This window comes from Rhodococcus sp. S3, from assembly GCF_058211795.1.
In genome coordinates this window covers 1873046-1889104 of record NZ_CM177074.1, presented here as the reverse complement: position 1 = coordinate 1889104, position 16059 = coordinate 1873046, and the positions used below count along the sequence as shown (strand labels likewise).

At 69.1% G+C, this 16059-nt stretch carries 13 protein-coding genes and 1 tRNA gene; 4 read left to right on the top strand and 10 right to left on the bottom strand.

Annotated features, from left to right (window positions below; genetic code table 11):
- Positions 1 to 115: 115 nt before the first annotated feature.
- The 3 genes from AC0LPE_RS08800 to AC0LPE_RS08790 all read right to left on the bottom strand — a co-directional run bounded on the left by AC0LPE_RS08800 (position 116) and on the right by AC0LPE_RS08790 (position 3449).
- On the bottom strand, positions 116 to 538 hold the full coding sequence (locus AC0LPE_RS08800; protein WP_301848698.1) for an acyl-CoA thioesterase: 423 nt from the start codon (positions 536 to 538) through the stop codon (positions 116 to 118).
- Entirely contained in the window at positions 531 to 2204 is a 1674-nt protein-coding gene (ettA, locus tag AC0LPE_RS08795; RefSeq protein WP_026061184.1) for an energy-dependent translational throttle protein EttA, read from the bottom strand. Before ettA ends, AC0LPE_RS08800 begins: the two co-directional genes overlap by 8 nt.
- Positions 2205 to 2345: 141 nt before the next feature.
- Positions 2346 to 3449 (bottom strand): lipase family protein, encoded by a 1104-nt coding sequence (locus AC0LPE_RS08790; RefSeq protein WP_490606331.1) that lies wholly within the window; start codon positions 3447 to 3449, stop codon positions 2346 to 2348.
- 123 nt (positions 3450 to 3572) lie between these two features.
- Between AC0LPE_RS08790 and AC0LPE_RS08785 the strand changes: the two genes are divergently transcribed.
- Positions 3573 to 4427 carry a TspO-related membrane protein gene (locus AC0LPE_RS08785; protein ID WP_490606039.1) on the top strand — a complete coding sequence of 285 codons (855 nt, stop codon included), beginning with the start codon at positions 3573 to 3575 and terminating at the stop codon, positions 4425 to 4427.
- Positions 4428 to 4503: 76 nt separating this feature from the next.
- Here the strand turns inward: AC0LPE_RS08785 and AC0LPE_RS08780 are convergent, their stop codons facing one another.
- The 7 genes from AC0LPE_RS08780 to AC0LPE_RS08750 are packed head-to-tail and all read right to left on the bottom strand — an operon-like array spanning position 4504 to position 13408.
- The gene (locus tag AC0LPE_RS08780) at positions 4504 to 6537 is read right to left on the bottom strand and encodes a bifunctional copper resistance protein CopD/cytochrome c oxidase assembly protein (RefSeq protein WP_145691849.1); all 2034 of its coding nucleotides are present in this window, start codon (positions 6535 to 6537) and stop codon (positions 4504 to 4506) included.
- 2 nt (positions 6538 to 6539) lie between these two features.
- Entirely contained in the window at positions 6540 to 7790 is a 1251-nt protein-coding gene (locus tag AC0LPE_RS08775; protein ID WP_088897389.1) for a vWA domain-containing protein, read from the bottom strand.
- The gene (locus AC0LPE_RS08770; protein WP_016692461.1) at positions 7787 to 8686 is read right to left on the bottom strand and encodes an AAA family ATPase; all 900 of its coding nucleotides are present in this window, start codon (positions 8684 to 8686) and stop codon (positions 7787 to 7789) included. The genes AC0LPE_RS08775 and AC0LPE_RS08770 overlap by 4 nt, the downstream gene beginning before the upstream one ends.
- Entirely contained in the window at positions 8683 to 9594 is a 912-nt protein-coding gene (locus tag AC0LPE_RS08765) for an XdhC family protein (RefSeq protein ID WP_490606330.1), read from the bottom strand. The genes AC0LPE_RS08770 and AC0LPE_RS08765 overlap by 4 nt, the downstream gene beginning before the upstream one ends.
- 46 nt (positions 9595 to 9640) lie before the next feature.
- The gene (locus AC0LPE_RS08760; RefSeq protein WP_490606038.1) at positions 9641 to 12034 is read right to left on the bottom strand and encodes an aerobic carbon-monoxide dehydrogenase large subunit; all 2394 of its coding nucleotides are present in this window, start codon (positions 12032 to 12034) and stop codon (positions 9641 to 9643) included.
- Positions 12034 to 12519 carry a (2Fe-2S)-binding protein gene (locus AC0LPE_RS08755; protein WP_490606037.1) on the bottom strand — a complete coding sequence of 162 codons (486 nt, stop codon included), beginning with the start codon at positions 12517 to 12519 and terminating at the stop codon, positions 12034 to 12036. Before AC0LPE_RS08755 ends, AC0LPE_RS08760 begins: the two co-directional genes overlap by 1 nt.
- A gap of 4 nt (positions 12520 to 12523) precedes the next feature.
- On the bottom strand, positions 12524 to 13408 hold the full coding sequence (locus tag AC0LPE_RS08750; RefSeq protein ID WP_026061182.1) for an FAD binding domain-containing protein: 885 nt from the start codon (positions 13406 to 13408) through the stop codon (positions 12524 to 12526).
- 254 nt (positions 13409 to 13662) lie between these two features.
- On the opposite strand from AC0LPE_RS08750, the gene AC0LPE_RS08745 reads away from it, so the two are divergent.
- The 3 genes from AC0LPE_RS08745 to gdhA all read left to right on the top strand — a co-directional run bounded on the left by AC0LPE_RS08745 (position 13663) and on the right by gdhA (position 15995).
- Positions 13663 to 14313 (top strand): DedA family protein, encoded by a 651-nt coding sequence (locus AC0LPE_RS08745; protein WP_490606036.1) that lies wholly within the window; start codon positions 13663 to 13665, stop codon positions 14311 to 14313.
- Between the two features lie 62 nt (positions 14314 to 14375).
- Positions 14376 to 14449: transfer RNA gene (locus AC0LPE_RS08740), tRNA-Arg, on the top strand.
- A gap of 202 nt (positions 14450 to 14651) precedes the next feature.
- On the top strand, positions 14652 to 15995 hold the full coding sequence (gene gdhA, locus AC0LPE_RS08735) for an NADP-specific glutamate dehydrogenase (RefSeq protein ID WP_026061181.1): 1344 nt from the start codon (positions 14652 to 14654) through the stop codon (positions 15993 to 15995).
- The last annotated feature ends 64 nt before the right edge of the window (positions 15996 to 16059 follow it).

The following is a 16059-nucleotide window of genomic DNA, read 5'->3' as shown; positions in this document are numbered from 1 at the left end:
GATACACCGCGCGCCGCGGACGGACTCGTGATCGAGCCTATCCGCGGCGCGCAGTCGGGGGGTCGGAACCGGCGGGTCGGATGGCCGGCTCGGCCGGCCGACACGACGTGCCGGCTCAGCCGGTGGGTGCGACGGCACGGTGCCGGTCGAGCACCGTCCGTACCTCGTCGGTCAGCGGCCGGGACGTGTCGGTCTCGGGATCGAAGCCGACGAGCACGGTGTCGGCGACAGCGCACACCACGCCTTCCCGGTCGAGGATCGTCTGACGCACCGTGAACGAGCTCGTGCCGAGACGCAGCACCGTCGTCTCGACCTCGATCGGCGCCGACGAGTCCTTGAGCGGTCGCAGGAACTCGACGTCCATCTTCCGGACCACGACGGCGTCGCGTGCCGGCAGCTCGCTCCGGAAGAACTTGATGCGCCCTTCCTGCAGGTACTCCACTACCTTGGCGTTGTTGACGTGTCCGAGGCGGTCGGAGTCGCCCCAGCGAACCTCGATCGGGCACCGGTAGGGCCGGTGGCCGTTGTGCTCAGTCACGCGTGAGCTTCCGGTGCGTGACGCGGTGCGGACGTGCCGCATCGGCTCCGAGACGCTCGACCTTGTTCGCCTCGTAGGCCTCGAAGTTGCCCTCGAACCAGAACCACTTGCCCTCTTCGACGTTGCCCTCCCACGCCAGGATGTGGGTACAGGTGCGGTCGAGGAACCAGCGGTCGTGGGAGATCACGACGGCGCAGCCCGGGAACTGCTGCAGGGCGTTCTCGAGCGACGACAGGGTCTCGACGTCGAGGTCGTTGGTCGGCTCGTCGAGGAGGATCAGGTTGCCGCCCTCCTTGAGCGTGAGCGCGAGGTTCAGGCGGTTGCGCTCACCACCGGAGAGCACACCGGCCGGCTTCTGCTGGTCGGGGCCCTTGAACCCGAACGCGCTCACGTACGCACGCGACGGCATCTCGTTCTGTCCGACCTCGATGAAGTCGAGACCGTCGGAGACCACCTCGAAGACCGTCTTCTTCGGATCGATGTTCGCGCGGTTCTGGTCGACGTAGCTCAGCTTGACCGTGTCGCCCACCTTGACGGTGCCGCTGTCCGGCTCCTCGAGACCGACGATGGTCTTGAACAGCGTGGTCTTGCCGACGCCGTTGGGGCCGATGACACCGACGATGCCGTTGCGCGGCAGCGTGAACGACAGGTCCTTGATCAGGACGCGGCCGTCGAATCCCTTGTCGAGGTGCTCGACCTCGACAACGACGTTGCCCAGACGCGGCGGCGTCGGGATCTGGATCTCCTCGAAGTCGAGCTTGCGGTACTTCTCGGCCTCGGCTGCCATCTCCTCGTAGCGGGCCAGACGCGCCTTGTTCTTCGTCTGCCGGGCCTTGGCGCCGGAGCGGACCCATTCGAGCTCCTCACGGAGCCGCTTCTGCAGCTTCTGGTCCTTCTTGCCCTGGACCTCGAGACGCTCGGCCTTCTTCTCCAGGTAGGTGGAGTAGTTGCCCTCGTAGGGGTGCAGCTTGCCGCGGTCGACCTCGCAGATCCACTGCGCGACGTGATCGAGGAAGTACCGGTCGTGGGTGACGGCCAGCACGGCGCCCGGGTAGGACGCGAGGAACTGCTCGAGCCACAGCACCGACTCGGCGTCGAGGTGGTTGGTGGGCTCGTCGAGGAGCAGCAGGTCGGGCTTGCTCAGCAGCAGCTTGCACAGCGCGACACGGCGGCGCTCACCACCGGAGAGATGGGTGACGGGCTCGTCCGGCGGAGGGCAGCGCAGAGCGTCCATGGCCTGCTCGAGCTGCGAGTCGAGATCCCACGCGTTGGCATGGTCGAGCTCCTCCTGGAGCTTGCCCATCTCCTCCATCAGCTCGTCGGAGTAGTCGGTGGCCATGAGCTCGGCGATCTCGTTGAACCGGTCGAGCTTGACCTTGATCTCGCCGAGGCCCTCCTCGACGTTCTCCCGGACCGTCTTCTCCTCGTTGAGGGGCGGCTCCTGCTGGAGGATGCCGACGGTGGCCTCCGGATCGAGGAAGGCCTCGCCGTTGCTGGGCTGATCGAGCCCGGCCATGATCTTGAGAATCGACGACTTGCCCGCGCCGTTGGGTCCGACGACGCCGATCTTCGCGCCGTGGTAGAAGCTCATGGTGACGTCATCGAGGATGACCTTGTCACCGTGCGCCTTGCGCACCTTCTTCATCGTGTAAATGAACTCCGCCATGACCACCAGCGTATCGGTCGACGGTCGATAACCCACATCGTGCGAGCACGACAGGTGGGGCCGGCGCCGGAGTCCGGCAGGTGCCGGAGCAGTTGCCGGGGTCGCAGCAGCTCCGCTGTCGGGGTCGCAACAGCGCAGCTGTCACGGTCGCAGTAGCTCCGCGACGAAGCCTGTGGTGTCGGGCAGCGACGCGAACATCGTCTCCGAATGCCCCGTCGGATACGTCCTGAACTGCGCGTTCGCACCACCGGCCCACAGATCCGCGATCAGCTTGAACGCGAGAGGGGCGGGCACCGTCGTGTCGCGCAGGCCCTGGGCGAGGAACAGCGGCCGGTCGTATCCGGCAGTCGGCACGGCGAGGTAGTCGGTGAACGCCGCACGGAACCGGTCGTCGTTCAGCGGTCGGGCGAGGACCTCACCGATGCCGACCTCGCCGTACCGGTCGATCAGGTCGTCGTAGCAGAGGTGTTCGGCGGCGTCGACGATCTCCCGGCCGAGGGGCGTGAGGTATCCGTCGAGGTCCAGGGCGGGATCGGCGGCGCGCAGGCCCGCGAAGATGTAGGCGGCGAAGGCGGTGAGTCCGTCGAGGCCGAGATCGGGGAAGCCCGGGAATCCGAGCGGGAACAGGTACTCGAGGTTGGACGGGGCGCCGGTCGTGAGCGTCCCGCGGAAGTCCAGTTCGGGTGCGCGGGTGGTCGCCGCGTGCGCGGTGTGCAGACCGGTGTGCCCGCCCTGCGACTGGCCGATCACGGCCCAGCGGTCGGACAGCGACGGTTCGACGGCGCGTCCTGCCCGCACGATGTCGATGACGCTGTTCGCGGCGCTCTGCCCGTCCAGATAGCGGTGCAGTCCGTCCGACCCGAGACCCGGATAGTCGGCCGCCACGACGGCGTAGCCCTGCCCGAGCCAGTGGTCGAGATAGGCGGTGTCGCGCGGTGTGCGCGGCAGCCGCGAGGGTGCGCACGAGTCGTCGAGGCCGACGGTGCCGTGCGCCCACGCAACGACGGGCCACCCTCCCTCGGGAGGCGTGCCGTGGGGAAGGAACAATGCCCCGGTCGCGGTGATGGGAGCGCCGCTGCGCCACTGCGTCGTGTAGGCCAGGGTCCGCGCCGAGGACGCGCCGGGCAGCGACAGCCCGGGCTCGAGCGGAGCGACATCGACGACGGTCCCCGGCGCCGGACTTGCATGCACCGCGGGAGGTGCGAGGAGTGGTGTCAGCAGTGCCAGGGCACAGGTGAGCAGCAGGGCCGGGACACGCGCGGTACGGGTCACGTCGTGGACGATACGGGCCGTGCGGCCGCTACGTCCGCATTCGTCCGATTCGCCGGACCGGGATTGAGTGATCCGCAGGACGGGCACCCTCCCGGCATGACATCCCACTCCCACGGATCCGCGCCCGCCACATCTCCCGCGACCCGCACCGGTCGCGACATCGCCCGCATCGTGGCCGTGGCGGTGAGCGCTCCGCTTGCCGTCGTGGTGTCGTTCTTCGGTTCGGGTGCGGCCGGTGGGACGCCGGTCGCGGAGGCCGCGGGTGGTGCGTTGTCGGCGGATGCCACAGCGGTCGCTCCCGGCGGCCCGGCCTTCTCGATCTGGACCCTCATCTACGCCGGTCTGCTCGCGCTCGCGGTGTGGCAGGCGCTGCCGGCGAACCACACCGATCCGCGGCAGCGTGCGGCGGGCTGGTGGATCGCCGCATCGATGCTGCTCAACGCCGCGTGGATCACGGCGATCCAGTTCGACCAGGTCTGGCTGAGTGTCGTGGTGATCGTCGCGCTGCTCGCGGTGCTCGTCCGGGTGTTCCTGATCTTCACGCGCGTGCTGCCGTCGAGCAGGCTCGAAGCGGTGGTCGTCGACGGCACGATGTTCGTCTACCTGGGCTGGGTGTCGGTGGCGACCGTCGCCAACACCTCCGCGGCCCTGCGTTACGAGGACATCGATCCGTTCGGCTGGGGAGCCGACGTTTGGGCGATCATCGTGCTGGCCGTCGTCGCGGCCGTCTCCGTCCTCCTCGCGACTGCGGGCCGGGGCCGGCTGGCCGTCACCGGCGCGCTCGTGTGGGGTCTGGCATGGATCGCGGTCGCCCGCACGGGTGACGGTGGGCTGGTGTCCACGCCCGCAGCGGTCGCCGCCGTGACGGCCGCGGTCATCGCGGTCGTGGCCACCGTGGTGATCCGTATCGGCGCCGAGCGCTCCCCCACCCGCACGACAGCAACGGCCTGATCTCCTCGGACGTGCACGTCTCGTCGGTCCGTTTCGGCGTGTCGCGACGAGATGTGCACGTCCGGGGCGGGTGCGGTCAGCGACCCTCGCGGTCGCGGCGCGCCAGCTCGGCGAACATCGCGTTGTGTGCCGCGAGGTCGGCGTCGTCGTCGCGCTCGGCGGCCCGGTCGACACGTCGCGCCGTGCGCCGGTCGCTGCGCGACCACTGGACGAGCAGGGCGAGCATCACGAGCACGAGCGGGATCTCACCGGCCGACCACGCGATGCTGCCGCCGACCTTCTGGTCGGAGAACAGGTCGTAGTTCCACGGCAGTGCCAGGCCGCGGTAGTAGCTCTCGGCCATCACCGTGCCCATGCTCATGAGGGTGACACCGAAGAAGGCGTGGAACGGGAGCGAGCCGAAGACCATGGCCAGCTTCGTCACCGGCTGCAGGTCGCGCGGCGACGGGTCGACGCCGATCACCACCCAGTAGAAGAGATAGCCGCTGAGCAGGAAGTGCAGGTTCATCAGGACGTGCGCGGTGTGGCTGTCGATGGTCGCGGAGAAGATCCCGCCGAGATACAGGGCGTAGAAGCCGCCTACGAACATGACCGACGCGACGATCGGATGCGTGAAGAAGCGCGACGGCGGGCTGTGCAGGAACTCGAGGATCCATTCGCGCGGTCCGGGAGGGGCGTTGCGTCCGGCCGGCTTGAACGCACGCAGGGCGAGGGTCATCGCCCCACCGAGCGCGAGGAGCACCGGGGCGAGCATCGACAGGGCCATGTGCGCGCCCATGTGCACGCTGAACATCGCCGGCGAGTACATCCCGACGCCGGAACTGGTGGCGACGAACAGCACGAAGCAACCCGAGAACCAGGCGATCGACCGGCCGACCGGCCACGAGTCGCCGCGCTTGCGCAGCGTCCACAGTCCGACGGCGTAGGCGGCGGCGAACACGAGAGCAGCCGTGCCGAAGATCAGGTCGAAGCGCCACTGGCCGAAGAACAGGCTCACGAACGACGGCGGTACGTCGAGCTGGTAGCCGAGCTCGACCTCCTGGATCGTCGGCACCGAGGCCGGCGGCGGCGGGGGCGTGCGGCCGAGTCCCACGGCCAGACCGATCGTCGCGGCGAGGACGAACGCCTCGACGAGGGTGAACCGCACGAGCGCGGACCGGTTGGTGGGGTCGGCTTCGAGGGCCGGCAGTGCCCGGCGGCGCTGCGCCCAGCCGAAGATGCCGAGCAGGATGAGCGCGACGATCTTCGCGAGCAGCAACCGGCCGTAGGTGGTCGTGGTCAGGTCGTCGAACGACATGCGGACCGCGGCGTTGATGATGCCGCTGACGGCCATGACGACGAAGGCGAGTCCGGCGACGAAGGAGAACCGCCGCGCCGCGATGTCGGTGTGCTCGCCACCCCGCATCGAATGCGCGAGCAGGGCGAACAGCCCGCCCGCCCAGACGGACGCCGCGACGAGGTGCAGCACGAGGCTGTTGGTCGCCATGTCGTGCGAACCGCCCGACGAGGAGTGCCCGGTCAGGGCGATCGGCATGAGCGCGATGAACGACAGCAGCAGCAGATAGGGCGTCCACGACCAGCGCACCGCGAGCCGGATCAGCAGGGCGGTGATCAGGGCGAGCACCGTCGTCCAGGCCCAGGCCAGCGACACTTCCACCTGGCCGAGCGCCGAGAAGAGGTTCTCCGGACGGATGGCCTCGCTCAGCGGGCTGCCGGACGTGTCGGACAGGGTCAGCGGCACCATCAGCGCCGCGGTGATCGCCCACACCGTCGCCGCGACGCCCGCGGTCCGGACGGCACGGTAGCCGCCGACGTCGAGCACACCCCCTCGTTGCGGGGGCACGAGGAAGGCCGCGAAGAACAGCGATCCGATCGTGATCACGGTCGCGATCTCGGAGATCGCACGGACCGCGGGAAGACCGTAGGTGGTGAGCGGACCGGGATCGGGGATGCCGAGCAACACCAGAGCCTGCGCAGCGGACAGTCCGACCGCGAACGCCGCGACGATGGCGGCGAGGAGGCCGAAGAGGATCAGCAGTGCCGGCGGGTTTCCCCTCGTAGGGGCGGGCGCCGGAGGCTGCGCGGGAGACGCGAGCTCGGATGTTGCCATGCCTACCAGGGTAGGACGTCCACGCCATGACCTACGACACGCCGTCGGAGCCCTCCGGGGCCGGAATCGGCGCATGTGACGACGTCGACGGCGTGCTGCAACGCGAGGAGTGTGTCGGCCGCCACCAACGCGTCGCAGTGCGGGAGCGCCGCGGACATCGCCCCGGTGGAGGGCGTGAAACCGGACTGCCCGGCCCGCGGATTGAGCCACACCACCCGGTGGGCGCGTCGCCGGATCCTGGCCAGGACGTGCGCGAGTGCGGTGGGATCGTCGCTGTCCCAACCGTCCGACGCGACGACGACGATCGCTCCGCGCAACAGGTGGCCGTGGTGGGAGGCGACCACCTCGGCGAGGGACCCGGCGATGCGGGTGCCCCCGAACCGCGTCCGCACCCGGTCGTTGGCGATGTCGATCGCCTGCTCGACCGACCGGTGCCGCAGGACCGGCGTCAGACGCGTCGCTGTGGTGGAGAACACGAAGACCTCGGCCGTTCCGGTGTGCGCAAGAGCACGGACGAGATGCAGATACACCCCGACGTAGGGCCGCATCGACCGGCTGACATCGCAGAAGACGACGATCTGCCGCCGCCGTCGACCGGGACGGGTGCGGATCAACCGGAGCGGTTCGAACCCGGTGCTGTGCGAGGCGGCGATGCTCGCCCGCACGTCGACGCGTCCGGTGTGGCGTTCGACCCGGCGCCGGGTGCGGCGGGTCGCCCATCGGACGCCGGCCTCCTCGATCCACGATTCGAGCAGTGCGAGTCGTGCGGGGTCGAGGTCGTCGAATCGTCGGTCGGCGATCTCCGCCAGCGCACTCGCGACCTCGCGGCCGGGCCGGTCGGCCGCCCGCTCCCCCTCCGCCGATTCGACGACGGTCCTCGTGACCCACGGGACGTCGTGGCCACCGGCCGGAGCATCCCGCCCGAGACGGGACGCGTCCGTCGTGGGCGCCGCGGGCGTGCCGTCGTCCTCGGGTCCGGTGCGGCGGGCGTGCGGGTCGAGTGGGAGCGGAGCGTCGCCGAAGACCCGGTCGAACACCGCGTCGAAGGTGGCGAGGCTCTCGTGCCGGTCGACGAGGGTGAGCCGCGCCGTCCAGTACAACCGGCTCCGGGTGCTCGGAGGGCACACGCGCAGCGCACGCGTGAAGGTCGCCGCGCCGTCCGCCGGCACCACGATCCCGGCGGACCTGAGCCGGTCGACCAGTCCGACCGCGAAGGCCGCGTGATCGACCCCGGGAAGCAACCGGGCGCTCACGACACCTCGGTGGAGACGAACCCGGTCAGCGCTTCCCCCAGCGCATCGACGTCGTCGGGGGTCTTCGCCAGTGCGGCGAGCGACATCGCCGCTTCGGGCCGGACGAGGTCGGCGACGCCGAGCGCCGCGAGCGCCGACACCCAGTCGATGGTCTCCGCGATCCCCGGCGCCTTGTCGAGATCGAGTCCGCGGGCCACCGCGACGAAATCCGTGGCGCGTTCGACGAGCGCGACATTCGCCGATGGCACCGTGCGCCGCAGGATCGCCACCGCACGGGCACGGTCGGGGAAGTCGATCCAGTGGTACAGGCAGCGCCTCCGCAGTGCGTCGTGCAGGTCGCGGCTCCGGTTGGAGGTGAGCACCACGACGGGCGGGCGGGTCGCGGTGAGGGTGCCGAGCTCGGGGACGGTCACGGCGAACTCCCCCAGGAACTCGAGCAACAGCGCCTCGAATTCGTCGTCGGCGCGGTCGATCTCGTCGACGAGCAGGACGGCGGGTCTGTCGCCGCGATGGCGGACGCAGCGCAGGATGGGGCGTTCGAGGAGGTACTCCTCGGAGTACAGATCGGCCTCGGCGGGAACCTCGCCACGCGCTTCGGCGAGCCGGATCGCGAGCAGTTGACGCTGATAGTTCCAGTCGTAGAGAGCTTCGGCGACCGACAGTCCCTCGTAGCACTGCAACCGGATCAGCGGGCTGCCGAGAATCTGCGCGAGCACCTTGGCGGCGGTGGTCTTGCCGACCCCGGGTTCGCCTTCGAGCAACAACGGTCGGCCCAGCGCGACCGCGAGGTGGATCGCGGCGGCGGTGCCCTGATCGAGCAGATGGTCGTGGTCGTCGAACCTGGCGACCACGTCGTCGACGTCGGTGAAGATGCCCGGGGACGACGGATCGGTCACGCCACGTCGTCCTTCTCGTAGCGGCGGCGGCAGCCCGGGCAGCAGAACCACACCGTCCGCCCGGCGACGACGAGGTGCGGAGTCGACTCGGTGACCGTGACGGTCATCCCGCACACCGGGTCGACGGCCGTGCGCGGTTTCGGGCCCGTCTCCCGCGGCACCTCGATGCGTCGACCGGTCTCCTCGGAGGATCGGGCGAGCCCGCCGCTGCGCGCGACACGCACGATATCGGCGACGATCGACAAGCCGATCTCGGCCGGGGTGCGGGCACCGATGTCGAGGCCGGCCGGGGTGTGGATGCGGGCACGCTCGTCGTCGGTCGGTTCCACCTCGTCGAGCACCGCGGCGCCCCGGGTGCGACTCGCGACCAGGCCGACATATCGGCTTCCGGCGTCGAGGGCCGCGCGAATCACGGTCGCCTCGTCGCCCCCGTGGCTCGCGACGATCACCACCGACGCCTCGGCGGGCACGCGCGTCCCCCGGATCGGTTCCACCGAGTACTCGACGCGCCGCGCGAAGTCGCCCACGGCCTCGGCGACGGGCGAGTCCCCGAAGACGGCCACCACGATCGCGGGCATCCGCGGTTCGAGGAAGATCTCGGTGGCCCCACCGGACATGCACGGGTTGACCGCGATCGTCGCTCCCGGGGCGTCGGGGAACTCGCCGGCCCCGGCGGGCAGCACCCGCAGGAGCATGCTCTCCCCTCGTTCGAGCACCGTGCGGGACGCTTCGCGCACGGAACTCTCGGTGCACTGCCCGCCGACGAACCCCTCGATCGTGCCGTCGGCGAGGACGAGCGCCCGGTCGCCCGAGTGCGCGGACGTCGGTGGTTGCGCCCGCACGACCGTCGCTTCGACGAACGGGCGTCGTTCACTGCGCAACTGCTCCGCCCGCACCGCGAGATCCATGTCCCCGTCCTCCGATCGCTCCACTGGCATCCTCCGGTCGCGTCGCTCAGATCGGCGGGGTCGCGCGGCCCTGCATGGCCTCCCACACCCGCGACGGCGTCAGCGGCATGTCGGCGTGCCGGACGCCGAACGGCTTCAACGCGTCGACGACCGCGTTGACGATCGCGGGTGGCGAACCGACGGTGGCGGATTCGCCGATGCCCTTCGCGCCGATCGGATGGTGCGGCGACGGGGTGACGGTGAACGCGGTCTCGAGCGTCGGCACCTCGAGGGCCGTGGGGATCAGGTAGTCCATGAACGACCCGCCCAGGCAGGTGCCGTTCTCGTCGAACGCGATCATCTCCATCAGGGCCATGCCGATCCCGTCGACGATGCCGCCGTGCACCTGGCCCTCGATGATCATGGGGTTGATGCGGGTGCCGCAGTCGTCCACGGCCAGGAACCGGCGGATCTTCACCTGCGCGGTGCCGGGATCGACGTCGACGACGCAGAAGTAGGCCCCGTAGGGGTAGGTGAGGTTCTCGGGGTTGTAGCAGATCTGCGCTTCGAGACCACCTTCGAGACCCTCCGGCAGGTCGCCGGCGCCGTGGGCGCGCATCGCGATGTCCTGGATGGTCACCGACGCTCCCGGGTCGCCCTTCACGTGGAAGCGGCCCTTCTCCCATTCGAGGTCGGCGACCGAGACCTCGAGCATGCCGGCGGCGATGATCTTCGCCTTGTCGCGCACCTTCCGCGCGACGAGCGCGGCGGCCGCCCCGGACACCGGTGTCGAGCGACTTCCGTAGGTGCCGAGCCCGAACGGGGTGTTGTCGGTGTCGCCGTGCACGACGTCGATGTCGTCGGGCGGGATGCCGATCTCCTCCGCGACGATCTGCGCGAAGGTCGTCTCGTGCCCCTGTCCCTGCGACTGCACCGACAACCTCACGACGGCCTTGCCGGTGGGATGGACGCGTAGTTCGCATCCGTCGGCCATGCCGAGACCGAGGATGTCCATGTCCTTGCGCGGACCGGCTCCGACGGCCTCGGTGAAGAACGACATGCCGATACCCATCAGCTCACCCCGCGCGCGGCGTTCGGCCTGTTCGCGGCGCAGTTCGTCGTAGCCGACGATGTCCATGGCCTTGCGCATGGTGGTCTCGTAGTCGCCCGAGTCGTACTTCCAGCCGGTCTTGCTCGTGTAGGGGAACTGATCGGGGCGCAGGAGGTTCTTCAGGCGCAGTTCCGCCGGGTCCATGTCGAGGTCGTAGGCGAGGCAGTCGACGAGCCGTTCGACGAAGTACACGGCCTCGGTGATGCGGAACGAGCAGGCGTAGGCGACGCCGCCGGGCGCCTTGTTCGTGTAGACGGCCGTCATGTGGCAGTAGGCGGCCTCGATGTCGTAGCTGCCGGTGAACACGCCGAAGAAGCCGGCCGGATATTTCACCGGGGCGGCGGTGGCGTTGAAGGCACCGTGGTCGGCGAGGACCTGCGACCGGATGGCGAGGATGCGGCCTTCCTTCGTCGCCGCGATCTCGCCGACCATGATGTAGTCGCGCGCGAAGCCGGTGCTCATGAGGTTCTCGCTGCGGTCCTCCATCCACTTCACCGGATGCCCGGTGACCAGCGACGCCACGATCGCCCCGACATAGCCGGGGTAGATGGGGACCTTGTTGCCGAATCCCCCGCCGATGTCGGGTGAGATGACGCGGATCTTGTGCTCGGGCAGACCCGCGACCAGCGCGTACAGCGTGCGGTGGGCGTGCGGGGCCTGCGTGGTGGACCAGAGCGTCAGCTTCCCGGAGATCCGGTCGTAGTCGGCGACCGCACCGCAGGTCTCCATCGGGGCGGGATGCACCCGCGGATAGACGATCTCCTGCCGGGTGACGACGTCGGCCTTCGCGAAGACCGCGTCGGTCGCCGCCGCGTCGCCGGCTTCCCAGTCGAAGCAGTGGTTGTCGGTCTTGCCGTCCAGATCGGTCCGGATCACCGGCGCCTCGGGCGACAGGGCCGTGCGCACGTCGACGACCGGGTCGAGCATCTCGTAGTCGACGTCGATCAGTTCGAGGGCGTCGCGCGCCGAGTAGTGATCGTCGGCGACGACGAAGGCGACTTCCTGACCGTGGAAGCGCACCTTGTCGGTGGCCAGCACGGCCTGCACGTCGTTCGACAGCGTCGGCATCCAGGCCAGGCCCTTCTCGGCCAGGTCGGCACCCGTGATCACCGCCCGCACCTTCGGGTGCGCGAGGGCGGCGGACGTGTCGATGCCGTTGATGCGGGCATGCGCGACCGGCGAGCGGAGCACCGCGAGATGCAGCATGCCGGGCAGCCGGACGTCGTCGACGTAGTTGCCGCGTCCGCGCACGAATCGCGGGTCCTCCTTGCGCAGCATCCGGCCGTGACCACACGGCTTGCGATCGTTGTCCTGTTCCTCCGGGCGTGTGTCCGGTTCGACGGCGGTCATCACGACACCTCCGTGGGTTGCGCCTTCGAGGAGTGTTCGGCGACCCACCGGACCGACCGGACGATGGTGGTGTAGCCGGTGCAGCGGCAGATCTGCCCGGAGATCGCCTCGCGGATCGTCGCCTCGTCGGGGTCGGGATCGCGATCGAGCAGGGACCGGGCGGTGATCATCATTCCCGGGGTGCAGAAGCCGCACTGCAGTCCGTGGCAGCGCACGAAGCCTTCTTGCACGGGGTCGAGGACACCGTCGCGTTCGAGTCCCTCGACGGTGAGCACCTCGTGGCCGGCGGCCATGACCGCCAGCGTGGTGCACGACTTCACCGGCTCGCCGTCCACGGCGACGACACACGTTCCGCAGTTGCTCGTGTCGCATCCCCAGTGCGTTCCGGTCAGACCGAGGTGGTCGCGCAGGAAGTGCACGAGCAGTGTCCGGGGTTCGACGTCGGCGGTGACACTCTCGCCGTTGACCGTCATCGAGATCTGCATCGGTTCACACCCTTTCGGTGACGCCGAGACGTTCGGCGGATCGGCGCAGGGCCCGCACCGTCAACTCCGATGCGAGGTGACGCTTGTAGGCGGCGGTGCCGCGCTGATCGGTCTCGGGATCGCATGCCGACGCGGCCGCCGCTCCCGCCTCGCGGAAGAGTTCCTCCGAGGGCGGCGAGCCGCGCAACAGCTCGGACACCCTCGACAGTGCCGCCTCGTCGGGGCGCACGGCCGTCAGCCCGACACGCGCGTCGGTGATGCGTCCGTCGTCCGCCATCCACAGCGCGGCGCCCGCCGCGGCCACCGCCCAGTCCCCCGCGCGACGCTCGACCTTCTCGTACGCGCTCGAGGCGGTGCCCTTCCGCGGCAGTCGCACCTCGACGAGCAACTCGTTCGGGGCGACCGCCGTCTCGTAGGCACCGAGGTGGAAGTCGTCGAAGGCGAGTTCACGCACCCCCGCCGGGCCGCGGACGACGCACGTCGCGCCGAGCACGGCGCACACGGTGGACAAATCCTCGGCGGGGTCGGCCTGGCAGATCGACCCTCCGAGGGTCCCGCGGTTGCGGACGATCGGATCGGCGATGACCTTCTCCGCGTCCCGGAAGATCGGAAAGATCTCGGCGAGTTCGTCGGATTCGAGCAGCCGACGGTGGCGCACGAGGGCACCGATGCGAACGACCTCGGGTTCGACCGTGATGTGGTCGAGTTCGTCCCCGAGGTCGTTGATGTCGATCAGGTATTCCGGATTCGCGAGCCGCAGTTTCATCATCGGAAGAAGGCTGTGTCCGCCGGCGACGACGCGGGCACCTTCTCCGTGCCGGTCGAGCAGCTCGACGGCGTGCTCCACTCCGGTTGCGCGCGCGTATTCGAACGGGCCAGGAACCTGCATGAAGAACTCCCACCCTCGGGCGGACGCATCGGTTTTCCCCCGCCGATCCGTCCGCACTTCCCCCTTCGGCGCCCAGGTTAGCCCCGAGCCACGGTCCGCGGGTCGAAACGGACGATCTGGACCGAACCCCCATGTCCGCGCCGGCGGGTCGAGAGCCGAACCGCGCTCGTCAGGAGCCCTCGGCGGCGCGAACGGATAGCGTGGAAGCAGCCGATCCGGCGGACGCGACGGGAGCACCACGCATATCCATTGACGTGATCAACGAATTCATCATCGGCCAGGCCGCAGCCCTGTGGGTCTATCCGTTGGTCTTCGCCGTGTGCATCCTCGACGGCTTCTTCCCGCCGGTGCCCAGCGAGACCGTTCTGGTGACCCTGGCGTCCCTCTCCGGTTCGACCGGGCGTCCCTATCTGTGGCTCGTCATCGTGCTCGCGGCGCTCGGCGCGATCGTCGGCGACAACATCGCGTACACGATCGGGCGGAAGGTCGGTACCGAACGGTTCCGGTGGATGCGGCGCCCGAAGGCGCAGGCCGCCTTCGCGTGGGCGCGGCGCGGACTCGACAAGCGCGGCGCGGCCGTGATCCTCACGGCGCGATACATCCCGATCGGCCGGATCGCTGTGAACATGACGGCCGGAGCGACCCGCTACCCGCGGCAGAAGTTCGTGCCGCTCACGATCCTCGGTGGCACGACCTGGGCGCTGTACTCGGCGTTGGTGGGGCGCCTCGTCGGCGGTTGGTTCGAATCGCAGCCGCTGTTCGGCGCCGCGGTCGCCATCTGCGTCGCGGTGGTCCTGGGTGTCGGAATCGACCACCTCCTGCAGCGGTTCAAGACCGGTCGAGTGGACGTTCCGCGGGGCGAATCGAGCCCCGACGACGAACGGGGCAGCACGCTCGAGCGCTGACCCCGGCGGGTACGAGGGTGTGTGCGGCGACCTCGGGGAGCACCCGCTAAGATTCTGGCCGCGCCTCCGTAGCTCAGCTGGATAGAGCAAGAGCCTTCTAATCTCTAGGTCGCAGGTTCGAGTCCTGCCGGGGGCACCTCCGACCGTCGGCGCATCGTCCGCCACGGGGTCGCACATCGTACCGATGAACCGGGCAATTCGCCCGACGGACAGGCCGTTCCGGCCGTGTGTTTCTCATCCCACCTTGGAGCCGGGTTAACACATGCTAAGGGCCACGCCCTATAGTTTTCGTCGTAAAACCCTTGTTACAGAATCCTCACAGAGTCAGGTAGGTGGGCGTGTCGACATCGGACCGCATCGAAGAGATCTACGAGCAGGTCAAGGCCCGCAACGCAGGTGAACCCGAATTCCACCAGGCTGCGGCCGAAGTGTTCGAGTCTCTGCATGTCGTGCTCGAGCGCCACCCCGGATACTTCGAATCCGGCCTGATCGAGCGCCTGTGCGAGCCGGAGCGGCAGATCATCTTCCGCGTGCCGTGGATCGATGATCAGGGCAACGTCCACGTCAACCGTGGCTTCCGCGTGCAATACAACAGCGTTCTCGGCCCCTACAAGGGTGGCCTGCGTTTCCACCCGAGCGTCAACCTCGGCATCGTCAAGTTCCTCGGCTTCGAGCAGATCTTCAAGAACGCGCTCACCGGCCTGCCCATCGGCGGCGGCAAGGGCGGCTCGGACTTCGACCCCAAGGGTCGCTCCGAGCAGGAGATCATGCGCTTCTGCCAGTCGTTCATGACCGAGCTGCACCGCCACATCGGTGAGTACACCGACGTCCCGGCCGGTGACATCGGCGTCGGCGGCCGCGAGATCGGCTACCTGTTCGGCCAGTACAAGCGCCTCACCAACTCCTACGAGTCCGGCGTCCTCACGGGCAAGGGCCTCACCTGGGGTGGTTCGCAGGTGCGCAAGGAGGCCACCGGTTACGGCGCGGCCTACTTCGTCAACGAGATGGCCAAGACCGCCGGCACCTCGCTCGAGGGCCGCACCGCCGTCGTCTCCGGTTCGGGCAACGTCGCGATCTACGCCATCGAGAAGATCCACCAGCTCGGCGGCACCGCCATCGCGTGCTCCGACTCCTCCGGCTACATCGTCGACCGCAAGGGCCTCGACCTCGAGCTGCTCAAGGAGATCAAGGAGGTCCGTCGCGGACGCATCTCCGAGTACGTCGACGAGCGCGGCGACGCCGAGTTCTACCCCGGCGGCAACATCTGGAACGTTCCCTGCGACATCGCACTGCCGTGCGCCACGCAGAACGAGCTCGACGAGGAGTCGGCCAAGACCCTCGTCAACAACGGCGTCAAGATCGTCGCCGAGGGCGCCAACATGCCCACCACCCCGGGCGGCATCAGCGTCTTCCGCGACGCCGGAGTCGCCTTCGCGCCCGGCAAGGCCGCCAACGCCGGTGGCGTGGCGACCTCCGCACTGGAGATGCAGCAGAACGCCTCGCGCGACTCGTGGCACTTCGACTACACCGACGAGCGTCTCGCCGGCATCATGGCCGACATCCACGGCCGGTGTGTCGAGACCGCTGCCGAGTACGGCAAGCCGGGCGACTACATCCACGGCGCCAACATCGCCGGCTTCGTGAAGGTCGCCGACGCCATGTTCGCACTGGGCGTCATCTGACGCTGCGTTCACACCGGGCGTCATCCGACGACCGAAGTCTCACACGGAGTGCGGGTACCGACGA

Coding starts and splice junctions, on each gene's coding strand:
- AC0LPE_RS08750 (WP_026061182.1), bottom strand. CDS start 13,408: ATGCAGGTTCCTGGCCCGTTCGAATACGCGCGCGCAACCGGAGTGGAG.
- AC0LPE_RS08780 (WP_145691849.1), bottom strand. CDS start 6,537: ATGGCAACATCCGAGCTCGCGTCTCCCGCGCAGCCTCCGGCGCCCGCC.
- AC0LPE_RS08765 (WP_490606330.1), bottom strand. CDS start 9,594: ATGGATCTCGCGGTGCGGGCGGAGCAGTTGCGCAGTGAACGACGCCCG.
- ettA (WP_026061184.1), bottom strand. CDS start 2,204: ATGGCGGAGTTCATTTACACGATGAAGAAGGTGCGCAAGGCGCACGGT.
- AC0LPE_RS08755 (WP_490606037.1), bottom strand. CDS start 12,519: ATGCAGATCTCGATGACGGTCAACGGCGAGAGTGTCACCGCCGACGTC.
- AC0LPE_RS08760 (WP_490606038.1), bottom strand. CDS start 12,034: ATGACCGCCGTCGAACCGGACACACGCCCGGAGGAACAGGACAACGAT.
- AC0LPE_RS08785 (WP_490606039.1), top strand. CDS start 3,573: ATGACATCCCACTCCCACGGATCCGCGCCCGCCACATCTCCCGCGACC.